Below are 19,454 nucleotides of genomic sequence, written 5' to 3' on the forward strand. Positions count from 1 at the left end.
GTCAGGCTCTCCCGAACAGGCCGTAAGGGCGTACCAGAATCACCACGGCCATGGCGCCGTAGATCATCAGGCTCGCACCCTGGGGCCAGAGTGTGGTCATCAGGCTTTGCACCACGCCCACCAGCAAACCGCCGACCAGCGCACCGCTGAACGAGCCCATGCCGCCGATCACCACCACCACGAAGGCGATGCCGAGAATCTCCGGGCCGACGAAGGGCTGGGCGCCGCGCAAGGGCGCGAACAACACCCCGGCGACACCGGCCAGGGCGACGCCGAGGGCGAAGGTCATGGAGAACAGGCGGAAAATATTGGTGCCCAGTAGCGACACGGTTTCGGTGCTTTCACTGCCGGCGCGCACTAGAGCACCGAAGCGCGTGCGCTCCAGCAGCAGCCACAGGCCCAGGCCCACCAGCCCGGAAAACACGATAAGGAACAGGCGGTAGTAGGGGTAGACGAAATCACCCACCACCAGCACGCCGCGCAACAGTTCCGGCACGGCGACGCTTTTGCCCACCGGGCCCCAGATCATCACGCTGGCTTCCTGGATGATCAGGGCGATCCCCAGGGTCACCAGAATCTGGAACATGTGTGGCAAGTGGTAGATGCGCTGGATCAGCAAGCGCTCAATCACCCAGGCCAGTGCGGCCACCACTAGCGGCGCGATCAGCAGCGCCAGCCAGAAGTTGCCGGTGAGGCTCACCGCGGTGTAGCAGATGTAGGCACCGAGCAGGAAGAACGCGCCGTGGGCGAAGTTGACGAAGTTGAGCAGGCCGAAAATGATCGTCAGACCTACCGCGATCAGGAAGTAGATCATCCCCAGCCCAAGGCCGTTGAGAATCTGGAACAGGTACAAATTAAGCATGCAGGCACCCTCCGCAGACGGCCGCTTGCACGGCCCTGCGCGACAAAAGTTAAGCGGTCAGCCGAGCGCGCAGCCCGTCGCCTCGACTGCGGGGAACGATTGGCCAGCGCTGAGCACTTTGGCCAGGTCGTCCTTGTCGGCCATGTCGCCGCTGGCCTTGCCGATCAGCAGGTAGTAATCCTTGATCACCTGGTGGTCGCCGGCGCGGATCGACTCCTTGCCGGTCGGGCCTTCGTAGCTCAAGCCTTGCAGGGCCTTGGCCACGGTCGGGCCATCGAAGCTGCCGGTGGCGATGATGGTGTCGAGCATGATTTTGGTGCTGATGTAGTCGGCGGCCAGCGGGTAGGTGGGGTTGATGCCGTATTGGGCCTGGGTCAGCTTGACCAGTTCACGGTTGAGCGGGGTGTCGACCTGGTGCCAGTACTGTGCGCCGAGGTACACGCCCTCGAGCACATCGCTGCCCAGTTCCTGGAACTGATCCAGGCCGGCAGACCACACCAGCAATACCTTCATGCGCTCCTTGATGCCGAAGTTCACGGCCTGGCGCAGGGTGTTGGACGATTGGCTGCCAAAGTTGAGCAGCACCAGCACATCGGGCTTGGTGGAAATGGCGTTGGTCAGGTAACCGGAAAACTCCTGTTCCTGCAGTGAGTGGTAGCTGTTGCCCACGTGTTCCAGGCTATGTTCCTTGAGCACGTTTTTGGCCCCTTCGAGCAAGGCTTCGCCGAACACGTATTGCGGGGTGATGGTGTACCAGCGCTTGGCGTCCGGCAGCAACTTGATCAGCGGCACCATGGTTTCGCGGATCGCACCGTAGGTGGGCACTGACCAGCGGAAGGTCGCCTTGTTGCAGTCCTTGCCTGTCACTTCATCGGCGCCCACCGGGGTCATGAACACGCCGCCGACCTTGTCCACTTCCTTGGCCACTGCCAGGGCGGAAGACGACAGCGTGCAGCCCTGGAAGAACCGTGCGCCGTCCTGCGCGATGGCCTCTTGCACCTTGCGCACTGCCTTGCCGGCGTTGCCTTCGGTGTCGATGACCTTGTAGTTCAGTGGGCGGCCGAGCAATTGGGCGTGTTGCTGCACCGCCAGGCGCGAACCCATGTCGGCAAATTTGCCATAGCTGGCAAAGGCGCCAGACATGGACTTGAGGCCGTAAAAGGTAAAGGGCTCGGCGGCGAATGCGGAACGCACGCTCAGCGGAAGGCTGAGGACGGCGGCGGCGGTGAGGCTGGCTTTCAATAACGTACGACGCTGCATGGGGTGACTCCCTGGTTTAGTTATTGGCAGGAGCGGCAAGGGCGATACGGTGGAGCAAGGGCCTGTGGGCAGGCTTGTTATTGGATAACTCGATTTCGCGGGTGAACGGGGTCAACTGTGGGAGCTGGCTTGCCTGCGATGGCATCGACTCGGTCCCCTGTAACACCGAGGCGCCCGCATCGCAGGCAAACCAGCTCCCACATTGAACGTTCCCACATTGGATGGTTGGTGTGTTTAAGGGTGGTCGAACTCCAAGAGAAAGTGTGGGCTCACCTGGCCTTCCAGCGCGGTCATGTGGTGTTCGGCATCGCACATGTGTTCATGCATCAAGCTGCGCACCGCGCTTTCGTCCCCGGCGCGAAAGGCGATCAGCAGTTGCTTGTGATAGTCGAGGTTGGCCGCGTCGAACTGCTTGCGCTTGGGCTTGTAGGCTTTTTTCAGCACCACCAAGTCGCGCAGCAAGTCATTGAGAAACTGCGCCATGAAACTCAGCAGCGGGTTGGGGCAGGCCCGGGCCAGCAGGTTGTGGAACTCCAGTTCCGCCAGGCGCTGTTCGCGCTGGCCGGCTTCGCTGTCTTCGGGGGCGCTGCAAAAATCCACATTGGCTTGCAGCGCGGTGTAATCGTTTTCGCTCAAACGCCCGAGCACCGACACCGCCAATTCCACTTCGATGACCTTGCGCAGTTGGTAGACCTGCTCGCCGTCCAAGTGCTGGAAGTGCAGGTAATTGCGCAAGGCGCGGCTGGCCGGCTCGGTGCCGGCCTGGTTCAAGTAAGCCCCGCCGCTGGGGCCGGTGCGCGTGCTCACCAGGCCCTCCACTTCCAACGCCTTGAGCGCTTCGCGTGCCGAACCCTTGGAACACTGGAAGCTTTCCATCAGCTCGCGTTCGGTGGGCAGGCGGTCGCCGGGCTTCAAGGCGTCGGTGACGATCGAGCGCTTGACCGACTCGACAATCACATCGGACAGCTTCTGGCGTTTGCGGCGTAGCGGGCGAGTCAGCATGGCGGTGATTTATCGTATTAATGCGGATAAATAGCACTTAATAACGATTGGGGAAGTGCGTCAACGCAGGCTGTCGTTTTCGGTGGCAAGAGGTCGTAAATGCGTGGATTACTTACTCCCAGGCGCTGAGGTCGAGACAGCGCGTGGACGCCGGCGGTTGTCTACCATAGGCGAGAAAATCCCCCAGCCAGCGGTTGACACAGCCGTCGGCGCCTGCGCTCGCCGACTCCTTGAGCAAGAGTTGCTCGACACCGGTGGCGACTGCTTCGCCAGGCTCGGCATTGATCAGCACCATGCGCCCGACACGCTCCGGAAACAGCGTGCCGTAGCGGCTGCCGAGGCGGGTGGCAGCGGCGTTGCCCAGGTAGTTGAGGCGCGCCTCGTCAAGTTGCCCGCGCACGAACTCCATGTCCCGCGCGGCCTGTTCCACGGCATTGCCCTCGCGCAGGTCGCGGGCGCTCAGCTCGATGACGTCATAACGGTCGACCAGAGTGCGATAGGCCTGGGTGGCAAGCGACTCCCAGCGGCTGGCGAGGTGAAGAACGAAAGGCGCGTCCTTGGCCTGGAGGGGTTCGCCGGCCTGGATGAACACGACACCTTCACGGTTGAGCGGTTGCCGTGCGCCTACCCGTGTCACGCTCAAGCTTAGGCGGCCGCGCTGGGGGGCGGCATGGTCGCGGGGGACGTTGACCAGGCCGCATTGGGTGCGGCCAACCACTTGTGGGTTCAAGTGCGCCGTCGTGGTGAGGGGGCAGTCCAGCAGCCAGTCGATTGCGGTGGGGGCGATCAAGGGCTTGGCCAGCGCCAGGTTCGGTATCAACCAGCAGCCAATGCAGGCCAGGCCTTTTACAACAACGCTGGGTTTCATCATGAGGTCCCGGGCTTCCGTGTGATAACGGCTTTTTTACCAAGGACCTTGAGGTGGAGAATGTAGGGTGAAGAAACAACTCGTGTATGAAATATGAGTTTCGTTTATCAGATGTTGGTTTTCCAGCCACCGCCTAATGCCTTGTACAGGGCGATGCTGGCTTGTAGGCGCGACAGGCGCAGTAGCACGTTCTGGTCCTGGGCGCTGTACAAAGTGCGCTGGGTTTCCAGCACCGTGAGCAGGTCTTCGGCACCGGCTTCGTAGCGGCTCTGGGCAATCTGAAACGCGGCCTGCGCCTGTTGCAGCTCCTCGCTTTGCCACTGGCGTTGCTGGTCAAGGCGGGTGATGCTGCTGAGGGCTTTTTCCACATCGGCAAAGCCATTGATGATCGCCCCGCGGTAGCTTTGCAGCAGTTCATCCTGGCGTGCCCGAGCCTTGTCGCGCTCGGCGCTCAGCCGGCCATTGTTGAAGATTGGCGCCATCAGGCCCGAGGTCAGGGTGTAGAAGGGGCTGCGCAAGACCTCTTGGGCCTTGTATGCGCCAGAGCCGAGGGTCGCGCCCAATGTCACTGAAGGCAGCATCGCTGCACGGGCCACCGTGACGTCGGCACGGGCCGCTGCCAACTGGGCCTCGGCCTGGGCGAGGTCGGGGCGCCGGCTCAATAACTGGCTCGGTACACCGGGCCCGATACTCGGCCAGGTCAATGCCTGGAAGGGTTCAGCGCCCAGTTCCAGGGCCTGTACGGGTTGACCAAGCAAGGCGGCCAAAGTGATTTGCGACTCTTCGACCGATTGCTGGATCAGCGGCAATTGCCGTTGCTGGCTGGCCACCAGGCTCTTCTGTTGAGCCAGTTCCAGGGCCGTGGCGGAACCGGCGTCGTGGCGGGTCTGTACCAGGTTCAGCACATTGCGCGCATTCGCCAGGTTGAGCTCGGCAATCTGCAGGCGCTGGCGTGCGGCCAGGGTTTGCGCGTAGCGGTCGGCGACATTGCTGAGCAGGGTCAGCTCCACGTTGGCCTGAGCGAACTCACTGGCGTGCAGGCTCTGCACGGCGCTGTCGCGCGCAGCGGCGCGGCCCCCCCAGAAGTCGATTTCATAGCTGGCGGTGAGGCTGGCGTCATAGCTGTTGACGGTCCGATTGCTTTCGGTGGCGTCCAGGTCCGAGTTGCCGCTGCCGCGCAACAGTCTTTGCCGGCTGGCGGTGAGGTTGAACTTCAGCTCCGGCAGCAACGGCGCGCCAGCAATCACCGCCGTGGCCTGGGCCTGACGGACCCGCGCCATGGCGGCCGCTACGTCGAAACTGTCACGACGGGCCTGGTCGATCAGGCGGTTCAACGCCGGGCTGCCAAACTGCGTCCACCAGCGCTGGTTGATGGCTTGGGTCGCTTCGCGTTCTGCATAGTGCCAGGCGGCGGGCGTGGCGAGGCCGCTGTCGATGGCCGGCGGGTTAGCGCCACAGGCCGTGAGCAACAGGCACACACTGAACGCTGACAGTCGTGGAGTGAGAGATCGTTTATTCACTGGTCAACGCCTTAACCGGATCGAGCCGGGCAGCTTTACGGGCCGGCATGAAGCCGAATACGACGCCGGTCACCAGCGCACAGCCAAACGCGCCGAGCACCGCCACCAGGGAAAACTGCACCGCCACTTCAGCCAGCACCAGCACGCCGCCTACCAGCAATGCCAGGGCAATACCGAACAGGCCGCCGACCACCGAGAGCATCACCGCCTCGGTGAGGAACTGGCGCAGGATGTCGCGCTGGCGTGCCCCGGTGGCCATACGGATGCCGATTTCACGGGTGCGTTCGCGCACGGTCATCAACATGATATTCATCACGCCGATGCCGCCCACCAGCAGGGAGATTGCCGCAATCGAGCCGAGCATCAGCGACAGGGTGTTCTGGGTGCGGGCTTCGGCCTGAATCATCGCGGCATTGTTGGTCAGCTCGTAGTCGCGCTTGCCGTTGTGCAGCTTCAGCATCAACTGGTCGATGGCGCGTTCGGCTTCATGCACCTTGCGTGCATCGGTGGTGGCAATCGCCACGTATTCGGGGTTGTAGCTGCCGAACAGGCGGACACTGGCGGCGCTGTAGGGAATGGCGACACGGTCGTCACTGTCCTTGTTGCCGGAGCTGGAGCCTTTTTCCGCGAGCACGCCGACCACCTGGAAGGGTACGTTCTCGATCAGGATGTACTGGCCGATAGGGCTGGCCACGTCCTTGAACAATTTTTGGCGGATGCGCGCGCCGATCACGGCGACCGTGGCGGCGGCGCGTTCGTCGGCCTCGGTGAAGTAGCTGCCCTCGACCACCGGCCAGTTGAAGATCTCCGGGAAGTTGGTGTCGTTGCCCCCCACGTAAGCCATGTAGTCGACGTTGCCGAAGCGCACTCCCGCGTCGGTGCCGTTGACCGGCATGATGCGCTTGACCTGAGGCAGCGTCGCCAGGGCCGCGACATCGTTGAGGGACACGATACCCAGCGGCGTACGCGGGTTGGGCGAAGATCCGCTGAGGTAGATGATATTGGAGCCGAACGCGCCCATCTGCGCCATGACTTGGCGCTTGCTGCCTTCGCCCACTGCCAGCATCACCACCACCGACGCGACGCCGATGATGATGCCCAACAGTGTCAGCGCCGTGCGAAAACGGTTGATCCACATCACTCGCCAGGCGGCCTGCACGGCATCCAGCAATTCGGCTTTCCAGGCACCATTGTGCTCGGCGCCGTCGGCCAGGCGTTGGCGCAGGTCCACGGCGTGCAAGGCGCCGGCCGCCACGCTGAGTGTGGCCGCGCGGGTGTCAGCCGAATCGCTGATGATCTGGCCGTCGCGAATCTCGATGATGCGGTTGGCTCGCGCCGCCACTTCACGGTCGTGGGTAATCAGAATGACCACATGGCCCTGGCTCGCCAGTTCGTCGAGCAAGGCCATGACCTCGGCGCCGCTATGGCTGTCGAGGGCGCCGGTGGGTTCGTCGGCGAGGATGATATGGCCGCCGTTCATCAGGGCGCGGGCGATGGACACCCGTTGCTGTTGCCCACCCGACAGATGGTGCGGCCGATTGCCGGTGCGCTCGGCCAGGCCCAGGCGGGTGAGCAGGGCGCTGGCGCGGGCATGGCGTTCGGCGGCGCTGATGCCGGCATAGATCGCCGGCATCTCGACGTTTTCCTGGGCGGAGCCTGAGGGAATCAAGTGGTAGCCCTGGAACACAAAACCGAAGGCTTCGCGGCGTAGCCAGGCCAGCTCGTCGCTGCCCAGGTGGGCGACGTTTTCCCCGGCGAACAGGTAGTCGCCCTCGGTGGGGCGGTCGAGGCAGCCGAGGATGTTCATCAGCGTCGATTTACCCGAGCCCGAGGCGCCGACAATGGCGACGAACTCGCCGGCATGGATCGACAGGTCGATGCCGCGCAACACATCGACCTGCGGGCTGTCGCCGCCGCCGTAGGATTTGCGGATGCCTTTGAGTTCAATCAGGGGCGTGGTCATTTCAGCCCCCATGGCTATCAACCGGGCCGATCAACAGGTGGTCGCCCTCGCTCAACCCCTCGAGCACTTCCACCCGCAGGCGGTCGCTGATGCCCAGGCGCACTTCACGGTCTTCGATGGCTCCGTTTTTGGCGACCACCCGGGCGATTTGCGCTGCGGAGCCGGGCACGCTTTGCAAGGCGGCGACGGGTACGGAGAGGGCGTCCTTGACTTGGCTGGCGACGAAAAAGACCTGGGTGGTCATCTCGGCCATCAGCGCGTTGTCGGCGTTGTCCACGTCCAGCAGCACCGTGTACAGCACCACTCGGCCAGTGCCGCTCTTGCTAGTGCTGCTCGGGCTGCCGCTGCCCTGGGTTTCGTTCAAGGGCTTGGGCGGGATCGGCAGGATTTGGCGCACGGTGCTGGTCCAGCGCCGGCTGCCACCGCTCAGGGTGGTGAAATACGCGCTCATGCCGGGTTTGACATGGCCGATGTCGGCTTCGGAGACTTCCGCCCACACCGTCATGGGCGACAGCTTGGCGATGCGCAGGATCAGCGGGGTTTGCTGTTGCGCGTTGAGGGTCTGGCCGACGCGTGCATCCACGGCCACCACGGTACCGGTCATTGGCGCGTAGATGCGCGTGTAGCCCAACTCGGCTTCATCGCTGCGCAGGCTGGCCTGGGCCTGGCGGATCTGTGCCTGGAACATCTGGACCCGCGCCTGGGTCGCGCTGAGTTCCGCCTTGGCGGTCTGCACGTCTTCCTCGCGGGTGGCGTTGCCGGCACTCAGGCGCTGCTGACGCTGGTACTTCTGATGGGCCAGTTGGTGCTGGGCTTTCTGCTCCTGCAACTGGGCCTGCAGGTTTTCGATGGCATAGCGGCTGGCGTCGAGCTTGGCTTTTTGCGTGGCGGGGTCGATCTCCACCAGCAATTGGCCCTCTTGGACCTGGTCGCCGGCCTCGACGTGGATCTTGCGGATCTGCCCGGAGGCCTGGGCGCCGACGTCTACGTAACGTCGCGGTTGCAGGGTGCCCAGGGCGGTGACGCTGTTTTCGATGTCGGCGCGGGTCACGGTGACGGTGGCCAGGGCGTCGCGGCCCGGCGTCAGGCCCTGCCAGGTGGCAAACGCAACGATGGGAATCAGGCACGCCACCACAAGCAGGGCGCGTCGGGCAGGTCGAGGGCGTTTCATGGGTAGCTTCCAGCCAGAAAAGTTCGGGGCGCAGTCGCGCAGAGCTGAAAGGTAAACGAGGAAAATGCCCCGGAATTTAGGCTGTTACATAAGTAGTTACAGCGCGAATTGCGAAAAAAAACCGACCGCTGATGAGAGAGTTCTTTAAAAGTAGATGAGAATTACTATAAATTGCACACACTCAAACTGCCATCATCGGTGATGGCAAAACCGCCAATGATTGCGGGCGCATCCAGGTAAGGGGATGCGCTCTTGGGTTTTTCGCGAGCAAGCTCGCTCCTACAGGGGCCGGGTGTCGTTTGTACCAAGGCCGTGGGGTCAGGAGTCATGTTGGAAAACTACTATCGCGAGCTGGTGTGTTTCCTCAACGCCAAGCTGGGCAACCGTCAGGTGGCCGAAGATGTGGTGCATGACGCTTATGTGCGGGTGCTCGAGCGCGCAAGCGACACCCCGATCGAACAGCCCCGCGCCTTCCTGTACCGCACCGCCTTGAACCTGGTGATCGACGGCCATCGGCGCAACGCCTTGCGTCAGGTCGAGCCCCTGGAGGTGCTGGACAGCGAAGAGCGCTTCGCCGCCTGTTCCCCCCACGCCAGCCACGACCAGGGCCAGCGCCTGGAGATGCTCGAGCGCGCCTTGGCCGAGTTGCCTGCGGCCTGTCGCGACAGTTTCCTGTTGCGCAAACTCGAAGGCCTGTCCCATCTGCAAATCGCTGAACGCCTGAACATTTCCCGCAGCCTGGTGGAAAAACACATCGTCAACGCGATGAAGCACTGCCGGGTGCGCATGCGCGAGTGGGAAGCGCACTGATCGGCTGTTAGTTAAATTTTATTTCACTGTCCTCGTTTCCTATCAACACACGGCCTGTTGTTCAGGCCATGAAGGTATTCCCGCCCCACCGCCATGGGGCTTATCCAGAGGACACTGGAATGACACAGGCAATTGCTTCGCCCGCGGTTCATGACCTGATCGGGATCGGTTTCGGCCCTTCGAACCTGGCGCTGGCCATCGCCCTGCAGGAGCGTGAAAAGGCCCAGGGCAAGCTGGACGTGCTGTTTCTCGACAAACAAGCCGACTACCGCTGGCACGGCAATACCCTGGTGACCCAGAGTGAACTGCAGATTTCCTTCCTCAAGGACCTGGTGACCCTGCGCAACCCCACCAGCCCGTACTCCTTCGTCAACTACCTCAAGGCCCACGACCGCCTGGTGGACTTCATCAACCTGGGCACCTTTTACCCTTGCCGCATGGAGTACAACGACTACCTGCGCTGGGTGGCGGGGCAGTTCCAGGCCCAGGCCAACTACGGCGAGGAAGTGCTGGCCATCGAGCCGATCCTGCATCAGCAACAGGTCGAGGCGTTGCGCGTGATCTCCCGTAATGCCCAGGGCGAGCAGCATGTGCGCACCACCCGTTCGGTGGTGGTCAGCGCCGGCGGCACGCCGCGCATCCCCGAGGCATTCAAGGCGCTCAAGGGCGATAGCCGGGTGTTTCACCATTCCCAGTACCTGGAGCGCATGGCCAGCCAGCCGTGTGTAGACGGCAAGCCGATGCGCATCGCCGTGATCGGCGGCGGCCAGAGCGCGGCAGAAGCTTTTATCGACCTCAATGACAGCTTCCCGTCGGTGCAGGTCGATATGATCCTGCGCGGCTCGGCGCTCAAACCGGCCGACGACAGCCCGTTCGTCAACGAAGTGTTCTCGCCGGCCTTTACTGACCTGGTGTTCCAGCAAGTCGGTGCCGAGCGTGAGCGTTTGGTCGCCGAGTACCAGAACACCAACTACTCGGTGGTGGACCTGGACCTGATCGAGCGAATCTACGGGATTTTCTACCGCCAGAAAGTCTCCGGCATCGCCCGCCAGGCGTTCCGCACCCTGACCGTAGTGGAGAAGGCCACGCCTGGCCCGCTGGGCATCGAACTGGCCCTGCGCAATACCGCCAGTGGCGAAACCAGTCTCAACCATTACGACGCGGTGATCCTCGCCACCGGCTACGAGCGCCAGATGCACCGGGAACTGCTGGCGCCGCTGCACGCTTATATGGGCGACTTCGAAGTGGCCCGCGACTACCGCATCGTCACCGACGAGCGCTGCAAGGCTGGCATCTACATCCAGGGCTTCAGCCAGGCCAGCCATGGCTTGAGCGATACCTTGCTGTCGGTGTTGCCGATTCGGGCGGATGAGATTGCGGCGTCGTTGTATGCGCTGGACCATCATCGTGGCAAGGCGCGTTCGGTGCAGGACTTGCTGCTGGCAACCGCCAGCTGACCGATCCGCTTATTGTGGCGAGGGAGCTTGCTCCCGTTCGGGTGCGTAGCGCCCGCAAGCTTTTGGGGCCGCTTCGCAGCCCAGCGGGAGCAAGCTCCCTCGCCACAAGAGCTCGCTCCTACAGACGGCACTTGTGACAAAGTGTGGCTATTGGTACTGTACAAAAAACCAGTATCGGTAGCCCTCCATGCAGTTGATCGAAAAACTCAGCATCCTCGCCGACGCCGCCAAGTACGACGCGTCCTGCGCCAGCAGTGGCGCGCCCAAGCGCAGTTCCGAGGGCAAGGCGGGGCTGGGTTCCACCAATGGCATGGGCATCTGCCACAGCTACACGCCCGATGGCCGTTGCGTGTCGTTGCTCAAGGTGTTGCTCACCAACTTCTGCCTCTACGACTGCCAATACTGCGTCAACCGCCGCTCCAGCGACGTGCCCCGTGCGCGCTTCAGCCCGGAGGAGGTGGTCACCCTGACCCTGGATTTCTACAAGCGCAATTGCGTCAGTGGGCTGTTCCTCAGTTCCGGCATCATCCGTTCGTCGGACTACACCATGGAGCAACTGGTGCGGGTCGCCAAACTGCTGCGCGAAGAGCATGACTTTCGCGGTTATATCCACCTCAAGACCATCCCCGATGCCGACCCGGCCCTGATCGCCGAGGCTGGCCGTTATGCCGATCGCCTCAGCGTGAATATCGAACTGCCCACCGACGCCAGCCTGCAGACCCTGGCGCCCGAGAAGCAGATCGGCTCGATCAAGCAGGCCATGCAGACCATCTACACCGGCGAACAGACGGTGCTCAACGAACCCCGTGCGCCACGGTTTGCCCCGGCCGGGCAGAGCACGCAGATGATCGTCGGTGCCGACGACACCGACGACAGCACCATCCTGCACGGTGCCGAGGCGTTGTACGGTAATTTCAAGCTGCGCCGCGTGTATTACTCGGCGTTCAGCCCCATCCCCAACAGCCCGAAAAGCGTACCCCTGGCCGCGCCGCCCTTGATGCGCGAGCACCGCTTGTACCAGGCTGATTTCCTGCTGCGCAGCTACGGTTTCAGCGCCAATGAGCTGTTCGCCGGCCCCGGTGACCTGGCACTGGATATCGACCCCAAGCTGGCGTGGGCCCTGGAGCATCGCGAGGTGTTCCCCTTGGACCTCAACCGCGCCGAGCCGACCCTGATCGCACGTATCCCCGGCATCGGCCTGCGCACCACCCAGCGCCTGGTCGACCTGCGCCGTGAGCGCAAGATCCGCTTCGAAGACCTGGCGCGCATGCGCTGCGTGCTGGCCAAGGCTAAGCCGTTTTTCATCACCAGCGACTACCACCCGCAGCAGGCCGACAGCACCAGTGTGTTGTTGCGCGAACAATTGCGTGACCGTCCGCAGCCGCAACAGATGGGGTTGTGGGGATGATCAGCCTGGAGTGCGACAACCTGTTCAGCACCTGGCGCGAACAGGCCCGCTGGTTGCTCAGCCATCAGGTCGACCCCAGCCAGGTCAGTTGGGGCGAGGCGCAGGCGGCGGACCTGTTCGCTACCGATGAACCTATCCCACCAGGGATGGGGCCGTTTCAGGCGCGCATACCCAAGGCGTTGTTGCAATTGTTGGAGTCCGCTGCCTGTTATCAAGGTGATCAGCGCTGGAGCCTGTTGTATGAAGTGCTATGGCGGGTCAGCCACGGTGATCGCACGGCCATGCTCGCGGGTGACAAGCTTGGCAGCGAGTTGCAAAGGCGCATCAAGCAAGTCAGCCGGGAGGCCCACCACTTGCACGCGTTTGTGCGCTTCATCGCGCTGCCGGACGGGGCCGGGCCGGAACTGCCGGAGTACGTGGCCTGGCATGAACCAGCCCATGACATTCTCAAGAGCGCCAGCGAGCATTTTATCGGGCGCATGGGCCGCCATCGCTGGATGATCGCCACGCCCCTGGACGGGGTGTATTACGACGGCGAGCAATTGATTCATCAGCGCCAGTGCCCCGAGGCCTGGCAGCAACTGGCGCAGAATGTTGAAGATCCCCACAGCGCCATGTGGCTGACCTACTACAGCCACATCTTCAACCCGGCACGCTTGAACCCTAAGGTGATGGAAGGGCATTTGCCCAGCCGCTTCTGGAAGAATTTGCCGGAGGGCAAGTTGATTCCAGGGTTGATCAGCGAGGCGCGTACGGGCAAGCAGAAGGATGGGCAGGCGAAGCTGGTGGGGGCCAAGCCAGGCAAAAGAATTGCAAACCCGGTCAATGTGGGAGCTGGCTTGCCTGCGATAGCGGTCGACCCGTCAGATGTGGGGTGACTGATTGATCGTTCCCACGCTCTGCGTGGGAATGCCACCCTGGACGCTCCGCGTCTGCTCTTGAAGTTGTGACGCGGAGCGTCATTGGATGCATTCCCACGCAGAGCGTGGGAACGAGCTAGCTGGTTCAGGCCAGTTCGGTCGCGGTGTTCTTGACCACCGCCAACTCCGGATGCGCCACCAGCTTATCAATGTGCAACTCATCATTGTTCAACCAGGTCTCGGTCAGCACCCGGTAATGTTCCATATCCCGGCAGCGCATGCGCAGGCTGTAGTCGAACGGCCCGCTGATCAACTGGCATTCGAATACCTGCGGGCAGGCTTTCACGCAGGCTTCGAAGGCCTTTTGCGCCGAGCGCCCGCTTTGGTTGGACAGGGCCACCAGCACCAGCAGCGACAGCCCCGGTGAGACCATCTGCACATCGATGATCGCCCCATACCCACGGATCACCCCGCGTCGTTCCAGCTTGCGCACCCGTTCCAGGCAGGGCCTGGGGGTGAGGTGCACCAGTGACGAGAGCTTTTCGTAGGTGATACGCCCCTGATGCCTGAGTACGTCGATGATCGCTTCGTCGATGCGATCCAGCGTAGGGGAAGAATGGGGTCCGTTGGCCTTGGTATCCATGAGTTCACTTCAAACGGTTGGAAAGAAATTGCTGCAAGCGTTCGCTGGTGGGATGGTCGAGGATATCGGCGCCGCCGTGTTCTTCGACTCGGCCCTGATGCAGGAACAGCACTTGGCTGGACACCTGGCGGGCAAAGCCCATTTCGTGGGTGACCATCAGCATGGTACGACCTTCCTCGGCCAACGTCTGTATGACTTTAAGCACTTCTCCTACAAGCTCCGGGTCCAGGGCCGAGGTGGGTTCATCAAACAGGATAATCTCCGGCTCCATCGCCAGCGCCCGCGCAATCGCGACGCGCTGCTGCTGGCCACCGGACAGGAACGCCGGATATTGATCCGCCACGCGGCTCGGCAGGCCGACCTTGTCCAGGTACAGCCGCGCACGTTTCTCGGCTTCGGCGGCGCTCACGTTCAGCACCCGGCGCGGGGCCATGGTGATGTTTTCCAGCACGGTCATGTGGCTCCACAGGTTGAAGTGCTGGAACACCATGGCCAGGCGCGTGCGCAGGTTTTGCAGTTGCGCCTGGTGCGGCGCACGGGTGCCGGCGCGGCCTGGTTGCATTTCGATGCTGATGCCGTCCAGGGTGATCACCCCGGCGTCAGGCTGTTCCAGAAAGTTGATGCACCGCAGCATCGTGCTTTTGCCCGAGCCGCTGGCGCCGATCAGGCTGATCACATCGCCCTGGCGTGCATTGAGGGACACGCCCTTGAGCACTTCGTGTTCGCCGTAGCGTTTATGGATACCTTCGACTTGCAGCTTGATGGCGGCCGTGGCGGTTTTGCCGACGGGTACATCCAGTGGATAAGCGGCCAGGGCCTGCGCGGACTGATTCATGGGTTAGCCTCGGGTAGGAACAAGAAAGCGCATCCAGCGACGTTCGGCCAGCCTGAACAGGCCCACCAGTGCAAAGGACAGCAGCATGTAAAGCAGGGCGGCGATGCCGAAAGCCTGGAAGGTCAGGAACGTCTCGGCATTGGCATCGCGGGCGACCTTGAGGATGTCGGCGACGGTGGCGGTGAACGCCAGCGACGTGGCGTGCAGCATCAGGATCATTTCATTGCTGTAGGCCGGCAGGGCGCGACGCAATGCGGCGGGCACGATCACAAACAGGTTCAGCCGCCAGCCGTGCAGGCCATAGGCGCGTGCCGCTTCGATCTCGCCATGGGGAATGTTGCGGATTGCCCCGGCGAAGATTTCCACGGTGTAGGCGCAGGTGTTGAGCACAAACGCCAACAGCGTGCAGTTCAGCGCATTGCGGAAAAACTGGTTGAGCAGGGCGTTGTCCTGCACCACTTCCAGGCTGTACAGCCCGGTGTAGCAAATCAACAGTTGGATATACAGCGGCGTGCCGCGGAACAGGTAGGTGTAGACCTCCACCGGCCAGCGCAGCCAGAAATGTTCTGAGACGCGTGCCAGCGCCAGGGGGATCGACAGGCCAAAGCCCAGCACTACCGAGATAATGAACAGCCACAAGGTCATGGCGACACCGGACAGGCCGCTGCCATCGCTGAACAGGTAGGCCAGGCCGTATTGCTGGAACAGTTCGATCATCGCGCCATCCCCTTGATGCCGAGGTTATAGCGCCGTTCCAGGCGCTTGAAGATGCGGTTGGAGAGGGTGGTAATCACCAGGTACACCAGGCCCGCGAGGATCAGGAAGTACAGCGGCTCGCTGGTGGACTTGCCGGCGTTCTGCGCGGCCTTGACCAGGTCTGACAGGCCGATGATGGACACCAGCGCCGTGGACTTGAGCAGCACCAGCCAGTTATTGCCCAGGCCCGGCAGGGCAAAGCGCATCAGTTGCGGGAACAGCACCAGGTGAAAGCGCTGCCAGCGGCTCAGGCCGTAGGCGGTGGCGGCTTCCAGTTGGCCGGCCGGCACACTGAGGATCGCGCCTCGGAAGTTTTCGGTGAAATACGCGCCGTAAATAAAGCCCAGGGTGATCACTCCGGCGGTAAACGGGTCGATTTCAACGTAGTCCCAGCCGAACGCTTCGGTCAGGTCGTTGAGCCACAGTTGCAGGCTGTAGAAGATCAACAGGATCAGCACCAAGTCCGGCACGCTGCGGATCAACGTGGTGTAGAGCGTGGCCGGCACGCGCAGCCATTTGGCGCTGGAGAGTTTGGCGCCCGCGGCGACCAGGCCCAGGGTAAGGCTCAGGGCCAGGGCGAGGAACGCCAGCTTGAGCGTCATCCAGGCACCCTGGGCCAGCATGGGGCCGTAGCCTTGCAGGTTGAGGAGGTCGTTCATGGGGAAGATCTCGAAGGAGTGCACGGATTTACTGTGGGAGCTGGCTTGTTGTGGCGAGGGAGCTTGCTCCCGTTCGACAGCGCAGCTGGAGCCGGCTTTGGGGGCGCTTCGCACCCCAGCGGGAGCAAGCTCCCTCGTCACAACAAGCTCGCTCCCACAGGGGTACGGTTGCCGGTTACTCGTGGTAGATGTCCTGATCGCCGAAGTATTTCTTCTGGATCTGGGCGTAGGTGCCATCGGCCTGGACGGCGGCGATGCCCTTGTTGATCAGCTCACGCAACGCCTGGTCGTTTTTGCGCAGGCCCATGGCGATGTCCAGAGGCAGGGTCGGGTCCTTGAAGGCCGGGCCGGTCTTGAAGTCGGCGCCTTCGGGCTTGGACAGGAAGTTGAGCTGGGCTTCGAGCTTGTCCGTCAGGGTGGCGTCGAGGCGGCCGTTCTGCAGGTCGGCGTAGTTCTGTTCCTGGGACTGGTACGCCTTGATCTGTGCACCGAGCTTGGCCAGGTGCGCGCGGGCATAGGCTTCCTGCAACGAGCCTTGCAGTACGCCAACCTGCTTGCCGTTCAGCGACTCGGGGGTGTCACCGAAGGTGGCGTTTTTGCGGGTGATCACCGAGGTGGGGCTGAGGAACAGGCGGTCGGTGAAGTCGATGACTTTCTCGCGGGCCGGGGTCACGGCCATGGAGGACATGATCGCGTCGAACTTGCGCGCACGCAGGGCCGGGATCATGCCGTCGAATTCGTTGTGCACCCAGGTGCATTTCACTTCGAGCTTGGCGCAGATAGCGTTGCCCAGTTCGATATCGAAACCTTGCAGGCTGCCGTCGGCGGCGACGGATTCGAAGGGCGGGTATTCGGGGAACACGCCAAACCGGATTTCTTTCCAGTCCTGGGCGTGGGCAGCAGTGGCGCACAGTGGCAACAGCAACGCAGCGAAGAGTGATCGCAGAGGAGTCATGTGTCGGTCCCTATATTTTGTAATTGATGTCAGGGGCAGTGAATAACTGGGAGCAGAGAATGCTTCATGATGGTGCGTTTTTTGTGTCGTTTACCCCCTGCGCAAAGCGCAAATTGCGCTGTTAAAACAGGCAATGCAGCGGAATCGGCTGTGACACCGGCAAAATCGGCTTCAGACCCACCCGAATCTGGCCTGCCCTGGGCGCAAAGCGGCAAGCCAGAGCGGTTTCAGGCGCGCTTTTTATGCTGTACCACAGGTTGCTGGGCCAGGCGTGCAAACAGGTCTTTCGGGTCGGCCAGGTCTGGCACCAGATCCAGTTCGCTGCCCACATCCAGGGCCTTGGCCACGTCCAGTACATAGCGCAGGGCCGAGTAGTCTTCGATAGCAAAACCCACCGAGTCGAACAGGGTGATCTGGCGTTCATTCTCGCGGCCCGGCTGTTGGCCGTTGATCACTTGCCACAGCTCGGTGACCGGCGAATCTTCCGGCATGTGCTGGATTTCGCCTTCGATGCGGCTTTGCGGTTCGTACTCGACGATCACCCTGGCGCGCTCGACGATACGGCGGTCCAGCTCGGTCTTGCCCGGGCAGTCACCGCCCACGGCATTGAGGTGCATGCCTGGCTCGATCATCTCGTCCGTCAGGATGGTGGCGTAGGCCTTGTCTGCAGTCACGGTGGTGACAATGTCCGCGCCTTTGACTGCCTCGGCGACGCTGGCGGCCAGGATCACCTTGATCGCCGGGAACGCCTTGAGGTTGGCGGCGAGCTTGGCGGTGGCCTGGGGGTCGATGTCGAACAGGCGGATTTCAGTAATGCCCAGCATGGCGTGGAAGGCCAGAGCCTGGAATTCGCTTTGGCAGCCGTTGCCGATCAGCGCCATGCTGCGGCTGTTGGCGCGGGCCAGGTAGCGGGCGACCAGGGCCGAGGTGGCAGCGGTGCGGATCGCAGTGGTCAGGGTCATCTCCGCTAGCAGCACCGGTTTGCCGGTGTCGACGTCGCCCAAGGCGCCGAACGCCATCACGGTGAGCATGCCAGCCAGGGTGTTTTTCGGGTGGCCGTTGACGTACTTGAAGGCGTACAGCGAAGCGTCGGACACCGGCATCAGCTCGATCACCCCATCCGGTGAGTGGTTGGCCAAGCGCGCGCACTTTTCGAAATCCTGCCAGCGCAGGTAGTCGGCGCGAATGTAGTCGGCCATTTCGGTGATGCAGGTTTGCAGGCCTTTTTGCGAAACCAGGTAGCTGAGGTCGTTGACGTCGATATAACGGGTCATGGCAAGACTCCTTATTGAAATGAGTGGCGGGCCGGCAGATGCACTTCGGCCAGCATGCAACGGGCACTGCCGCCGCCGATGCGTTCGATGTTGTCGATATTCACCACCACCGGCCGCGTATGGCGTTCCACATGCTGACGCTGTGCCGGATGCAGGGCGCCCCAGGCACTGGCGGACATCACCAGCAATGGCTGGCCGTCCCGGTCGTGGACCTCCAGCATGTTGCCGGCGAAGGCTTCCAACTGGTCGAAGTCCAGGCTGAGGATGTCCTTGCCGGTGTCACGCAGGGAGCGTTCCAGGGCCAGGCGCTCGCTGTCGTCGGGCAGGGCCTGCAGGCACACCACCGCGAGGTCGCGGCCAACGCTCATCATCACGTTGCTGTGGTAGATGGGTGCCTGGTGGCGGTCCAGGGCGTGGAACACGCAGAGTTGGTAGTCGAGGCGTTCGGCAAACTGGCGCAGGGCCGCGTGGTGGGTGCGCCCCGAATGGCAGGCGTAGCTGATGCGGTGCTGGCGGTCGAGTACCATGCTGCCGGTGCCTTCCAGGAAGATGTTCTGTTGTTCCAGGTGGCTGAGATCGATGGTGGTGTTGATCGCAAAGCGCTGTTCCAAAACTTGCAGCACGCCCTTGTTGCGCTCCAGTCGGCGGTTCTGGCCTTCCATGGGGTAGAGCACCAGGCTGCCGTCGGCATGGCTGCTCCACCAGTTGTTGGGGAAGATCGAGTCGGGCGTGTGGGGCGCCGGCGTGTCCTGCACCACCAGCACCTCCACGCCGTGCTGGCGCAAGGTCTCGACATAACCGTCGAACTCCTCCAGCGCTTTGTGCTGTGCGCTGAGCGGGTCCAGCGGCGGGCGTTGGAAACGGTTGTTGATCGCGGTATCCGGGTTGAAGGCAAAGCGCGCCGGGCGGATCATCAGGACGGTGTTGGTGGTTTGCATGGGGGCACGGGTCCGTTGGGGATCTTGTGCCGCTATTGTGTGCGTTGCGGGGAAAGGATCCCGGCTGAAACGGCGGGGTGGCTCAGCCAAGAAAGCTGAAAACGGGAGTGGCGCAGCCGAATCGGCTGCCAGATTGAAATACGATCAAACTGTGGGAGCTGGCTTGCCTGCGATAGCGGTGTGTCAGCCCCATTCATCTGGCTGGCCCACCGC

Annotated in this window: 18 protein-coding genes; 4 read left to right on the forward strand and 14 right to left on the reverse strand. The window is 62.5% G+C overall.

Features of this window, described 5'->3' with window-relative positions:
- Nucleotide 1 precedes the first annotated feature (1 nt).
- From AC07S6_RS09740 to AC07S6_RS09770, 7 genes are all read right to left on the reverse strand, one after another.
- The gene (locus tag AC07S6_RS09740; RefSeq protein ID WP_003192337.1) at nucleotides 2-862 is read right to left on the reverse strand and encodes a branched-chain amino acid ABC transporter permease; all 861 of its coding nucleotides are present in this window, start codon (nucleotides 860-862) and stop codon (nucleotides 2-4) included.
- A 57-nt stretch (nucleotides 863-919) separates the two neighbouring features.
- Nucleotides 920-2,122 (reverse strand): ABC transporter substrate-binding protein, encoded by a 1,203-nt coding sequence (locus AC07S6_RS09745; protein WP_495112210.1) that lies wholly within the window; start codon nucleotides 2,120-2,122, stop codon nucleotides 920-922.
- 234 nt (nucleotides 2,123-2,356) lie between these two features.
- Nucleotides 2,357-3,124: a FadR/GntR family transcriptional regulator gene (locus tag AC07S6_RS09750; RefSeq protein ID WP_034127984.1), complete on the reverse strand. Its 768-nt coding sequence runs from the start codon at nucleotides 3,122-3,124 to the stop codon at nucleotides 2,357-2,359.
- A 112-nt stretch (nucleotides 3,125-3,236) separates the two neighbouring features.
- On the reverse strand, nucleotides 3,237-3,992 hold the full coding sequence (locus tag AC07S6_RS09755; RefSeq protein WP_096143870.1) for a proteinase: 756 nt from the start codon (nucleotides 3,990-3,992) through the stop codon (nucleotides 3,237-3,239).
- Between the two features lie 107 nt (nucleotides 3,993-4,099).
- Nucleotides 4,100-5,512 (reverse strand): efflux transporter outer membrane subunit, encoded by a 1,413-nt coding sequence (locus AC07S6_RS09760; RefSeq protein WP_490614333.1) that lies wholly within the window; start codon nucleotides 5,510-5,512, stop codon nucleotides 4,100-4,102.
- Nucleotides 5,505-7,475, reverse strand: a complete 1,971-nt coding sequence (locus AC07S6_RS09765) for a MacB family efflux pump subunit (protein ID WP_495112211.1) — start codon at nucleotides 7,473-7,475, stop codon at nucleotides 5,505-5,507. The genes AC07S6_RS09760 and AC07S6_RS09765 overlap by 8 nt, the downstream gene beginning before the upstream one ends.
- Nucleotide 7,476: 1 nt before the next feature.
- Nucleotides 7,477-8,646, reverse strand: coding sequence for an efflux RND transporter periplasmic adaptor subunit (locus AC07S6_RS09770; protein ID WP_057974969.1), 1,170 nt, complete (start codon nucleotides 8,644-8,646; stop codon nucleotides 7,477-7,479).
- A 327-nt stretch (nucleotides 8,647-8,973) separates the two neighbouring features.
- On the opposite strand from AC07S6_RS09770, the gene AC07S6_RS09775 reads away from it, so the two are divergent.
- The 4 genes from AC07S6_RS09775 to AC07S6_RS09790 all read left to right on the forward strand — a co-directional run bounded on the left by AC07S6_RS09775 (nucleotide 8,974) and on the right by AC07S6_RS09790 (nucleotide 13,199).
- A complete protein-coding gene (locus AC07S6_RS09775; RefSeq protein WP_105227245.1) occupies nucleotides 8,974-9,456 on the forward strand; it encodes a sigma-70 family RNA polymerase sigma factor in 483 nt (160 codons plus the stop codon).
- 119 nt (nucleotides 9,457-9,575) lie between these two features.
- On the forward strand, nucleotides 9,576-10,913 hold the full coding sequence (locus tag AC07S6_RS09780) for a lysine N(6)-hydroxylase/L-ornithine N(5)-oxygenase family protein (protein ID WP_495112212.1): 1,338 nt from the start codon (nucleotides 9,576-9,578) through the stop codon (nucleotides 10,911-10,913).
- A 187-nt stretch (nucleotides 10,914-11,100) separates the two neighbouring features.
- A complete protein-coding gene (locus AC07S6_RS09785) occupies nucleotides 11,101-12,321 on the forward strand; it encodes a putative DNA modification/repair radical SAM protein (RefSeq protein WP_014719028.1) in 1,221 nt (406 codons plus the stop codon).
- Nucleotides 12,318-13,199 carry a TIGR03915 family putative DNA repair protein gene (locus tag AC07S6_RS09790; RefSeq protein ID WP_490614336.1) on the forward strand — a complete coding sequence of 294 codons (882 nt, stop codon included), beginning with the start codon at nucleotides 12,318-12,320 and terminating at the stop codon, nucleotides 13,197-13,199. The genes AC07S6_RS09785 and AC07S6_RS09790 overlap by 4 nt, the downstream gene beginning before the upstream one ends.
- Nucleotides 13,200-13,326: 127 nt before the next feature.
- Here the strand turns inward: AC07S6_RS09790 and AC07S6_RS09795 are convergent, their stop codons facing one another.
- The 7 genes from AC07S6_RS09795 to ctlX form a co-directional block, all read right to left on the reverse strand.
- Complete coding sequence (locus AC07S6_RS09795; RefSeq protein WP_003192319.1) at nucleotides 13,327-13,824, reverse strand: Lrp/AsnC family transcriptional regulator; 498 nt, start codon at nucleotides 13,822-13,824, stop codon at nucleotides 13,327-13,329.
- Between the two features lie 4 nt (nucleotides 13,825-13,828).
- Nucleotides 13,829-14,659 carry an ABC transporter ATP-binding protein gene (locus AC07S6_RS09800; protein ID WP_495112213.1) on the reverse strand — a complete coding sequence of 277 codons (831 nt, stop codon included), beginning with the start codon at nucleotides 14,657-14,659 and terminating at the stop codon, nucleotides 13,829-13,831.
- Between the two features lie 3 nt (nucleotides 14,660-14,662).
- The gene (locus AC07S6_RS09805; protein ID WP_014719024.1) at nucleotides 14,663-15,376 is read right to left on the reverse strand and encodes an ABC transporter permease; all 714 of its coding nucleotides are present in this window, start codon (nucleotides 15,374-15,376) and stop codon (nucleotides 14,663-14,665) included.
- Nucleotides 15,373-16,074: an ABC transporter permease gene (locus tag AC07S6_RS09810; protein ID WP_014719023.1), complete on the reverse strand. Its 702-nt coding sequence runs from the start codon at nucleotides 16,072-16,074 to the stop codon at nucleotides 15,373-15,375. Before AC07S6_RS09810 ends, AC07S6_RS09805 begins: the two co-directional genes overlap by 4 nt.
- 175 nt (nucleotides 16,075-16,249) lie before the next feature.
- Entirely contained in the window at nucleotides 16,250-17,029 is a 780-nt protein-coding gene (locus AC07S6_RS09815; protein ID WP_186527053.1) for an ABC transporter substrate-binding protein, read from the reverse strand.
- Nucleotides 17,030-17,256: 227 nt separating this feature from the next.
- Nucleotides 17,257-18,303 (reverse strand): ornithine cyclodeaminase, encoded by a 1,047-nt coding sequence (ocd, locus tag AC07S6_RS09820; protein WP_197884032.1) that lies wholly within the window; start codon nucleotides 18,301-18,303, stop codon nucleotides 17,257-17,259.
- Nucleotides 18,304-18,314: 11 nt separating this feature from the next.
- Nucleotides 18,315-19,241 (reverse strand): citrulline utilization hydrolase CtlX, encoded by a 927-nt coding sequence (gene ctlX / locus AC07S6_RS09825; RefSeq protein ID WP_259284450.1) that lies wholly within the window; start codon nucleotides 19,239-19,241, stop codon nucleotides 18,315-18,317.
- Between the last annotated feature and the right edge of the window lie 213 nt (nucleotides 19,242-19,454).

It is taken from the genome of Pseudomonas sp. GW821-FHT07B01 (assembly GCF_059419065.1).

What these genes read in the sequence shown, in the direction of transcription:
- AC07S6_RS09765 (WP_495112211.1), bottom strand. Translation starts at nt 7,475, where the DNA reads ATGACCACGCCCCTGATTGAACTCAAAGGCATCCGCAAATCCTACGGC.
- AC07S6_RS09800 (WP_495112213.1), bottom strand. Translation starts at nt 14,659, where the DNA reads ATGAATCAGTCCGCGCAGGCCCTGGCCGCTTATCCACTGGATGTACCC.
- AC07S6_RS09805 (WP_014719024.1), bottom strand. Translation starts at nt 15,376, where the DNA reads ATGATCGAACTGTTCCAGCAATACGGCCTGGCCTACCTGTTCAGCGAT.
- AC07S6_RS09740 (WP_003192337.1), bottom strand. Translation starts at nt 862, where the DNA reads ATGCTTAATTTGTACCTGTTCCAGATTCTCAACGGCCTTGGGCTGGGG.
- AC07S6_RS09790 (WP_490614336.1), top strand. Translation starts at nt 12,318, where the DNA reads ATGATCAGCCTGGAGTGCGACAACCTGTTCAGCACCTGGCGCGAACAG.
- AC07S6_RS09775 (WP_105227245.1), top strand. Translation starts at nt 8,974, where the DNA reads ATGTTGGAAAACTACTATCGCGAGCTGGTGTGTTTCCTCAACGCCAAG.
- ocd (WP_197884032.1), bottom strand. Translation starts at nt 18,303, where the DNA reads ATGACCCGTTATATCGACGTCAACGACCTCAGCTACCTGGTTTCGCAA.
- AC07S6_RS09755 (WP_096143870.1), bottom strand. Translation starts at nt 3,992, where the DNA reads ATGAAACCCAGCGTTGTTGTAAAAGGCCTGGCCTGCATTGGCTGCTGG.
- AC07S6_RS09785 (WP_014719028.1), top strand. Translation starts at nt 11,101, where the DNA reads ATGCAGTTGATCGAAAAACTCAGCATCCTCGCCGACGCCGCCAAGTAC.
- AC07S6_RS09795 (WP_003192319.1), bottom strand. Translation starts at nt 13,824, where the DNA reads ATGGATACCAAGGCCAACGGACCCCATTCTTCCCCTACGCTGGATCGC.
- AC07S6_RS09750 (WP_034127984.1), bottom strand. Translation starts at nt 3,124, where the DNA reads ATGCTGACTCGCCCGCTACGCCGCAAACGCCAGAAGCTGTCCGATGTG.
- AC07S6_RS09815 (WP_186527053.1), bottom strand. Translation starts at nt 17,029, where the DNA reads ATGACTCCTCTGCGATCACTCTTCGCTGCGTTGCTGTTGCCACTGTGC.
- ctlX (WP_259284450.1), bottom strand. Translation starts at nt 19,241, where the DNA reads ATGCAAACCACCAACACCGTCCTGATGATCCGCCCGGCGCGCTTTGCC.
- AC07S6_RS09810 (WP_014719023.1), bottom strand. Translation starts at nt 16,074, where the DNA reads ATGAACGACCTCCTCAACCTGCAAGGCTACGGCCCCATGCTGGCCCAG.
- AC07S6_RS09770 (WP_057974969.1), bottom strand. Translation starts at nt 8,646, where the DNA reads ATGAAACGCCCTCGACCTGCCCGACGCGCCCTGCTTGTGGTGGCGTGC.
- AC07S6_RS09780 (WP_495112212.1), top strand. Translation starts at nt 9,576, where the DNA reads ATGACACAGGCAATTGCTTCGCCCGCGGTTCATGACCTGATCGGGATC.
- AC07S6_RS09745 (WP_495112210.1), bottom strand. Translation starts at nt 2,122, where the DNA reads ATGCAGCGTCGTACGTTATTGAAAGCCAGCCTCACCGCCGCCGCCGTC.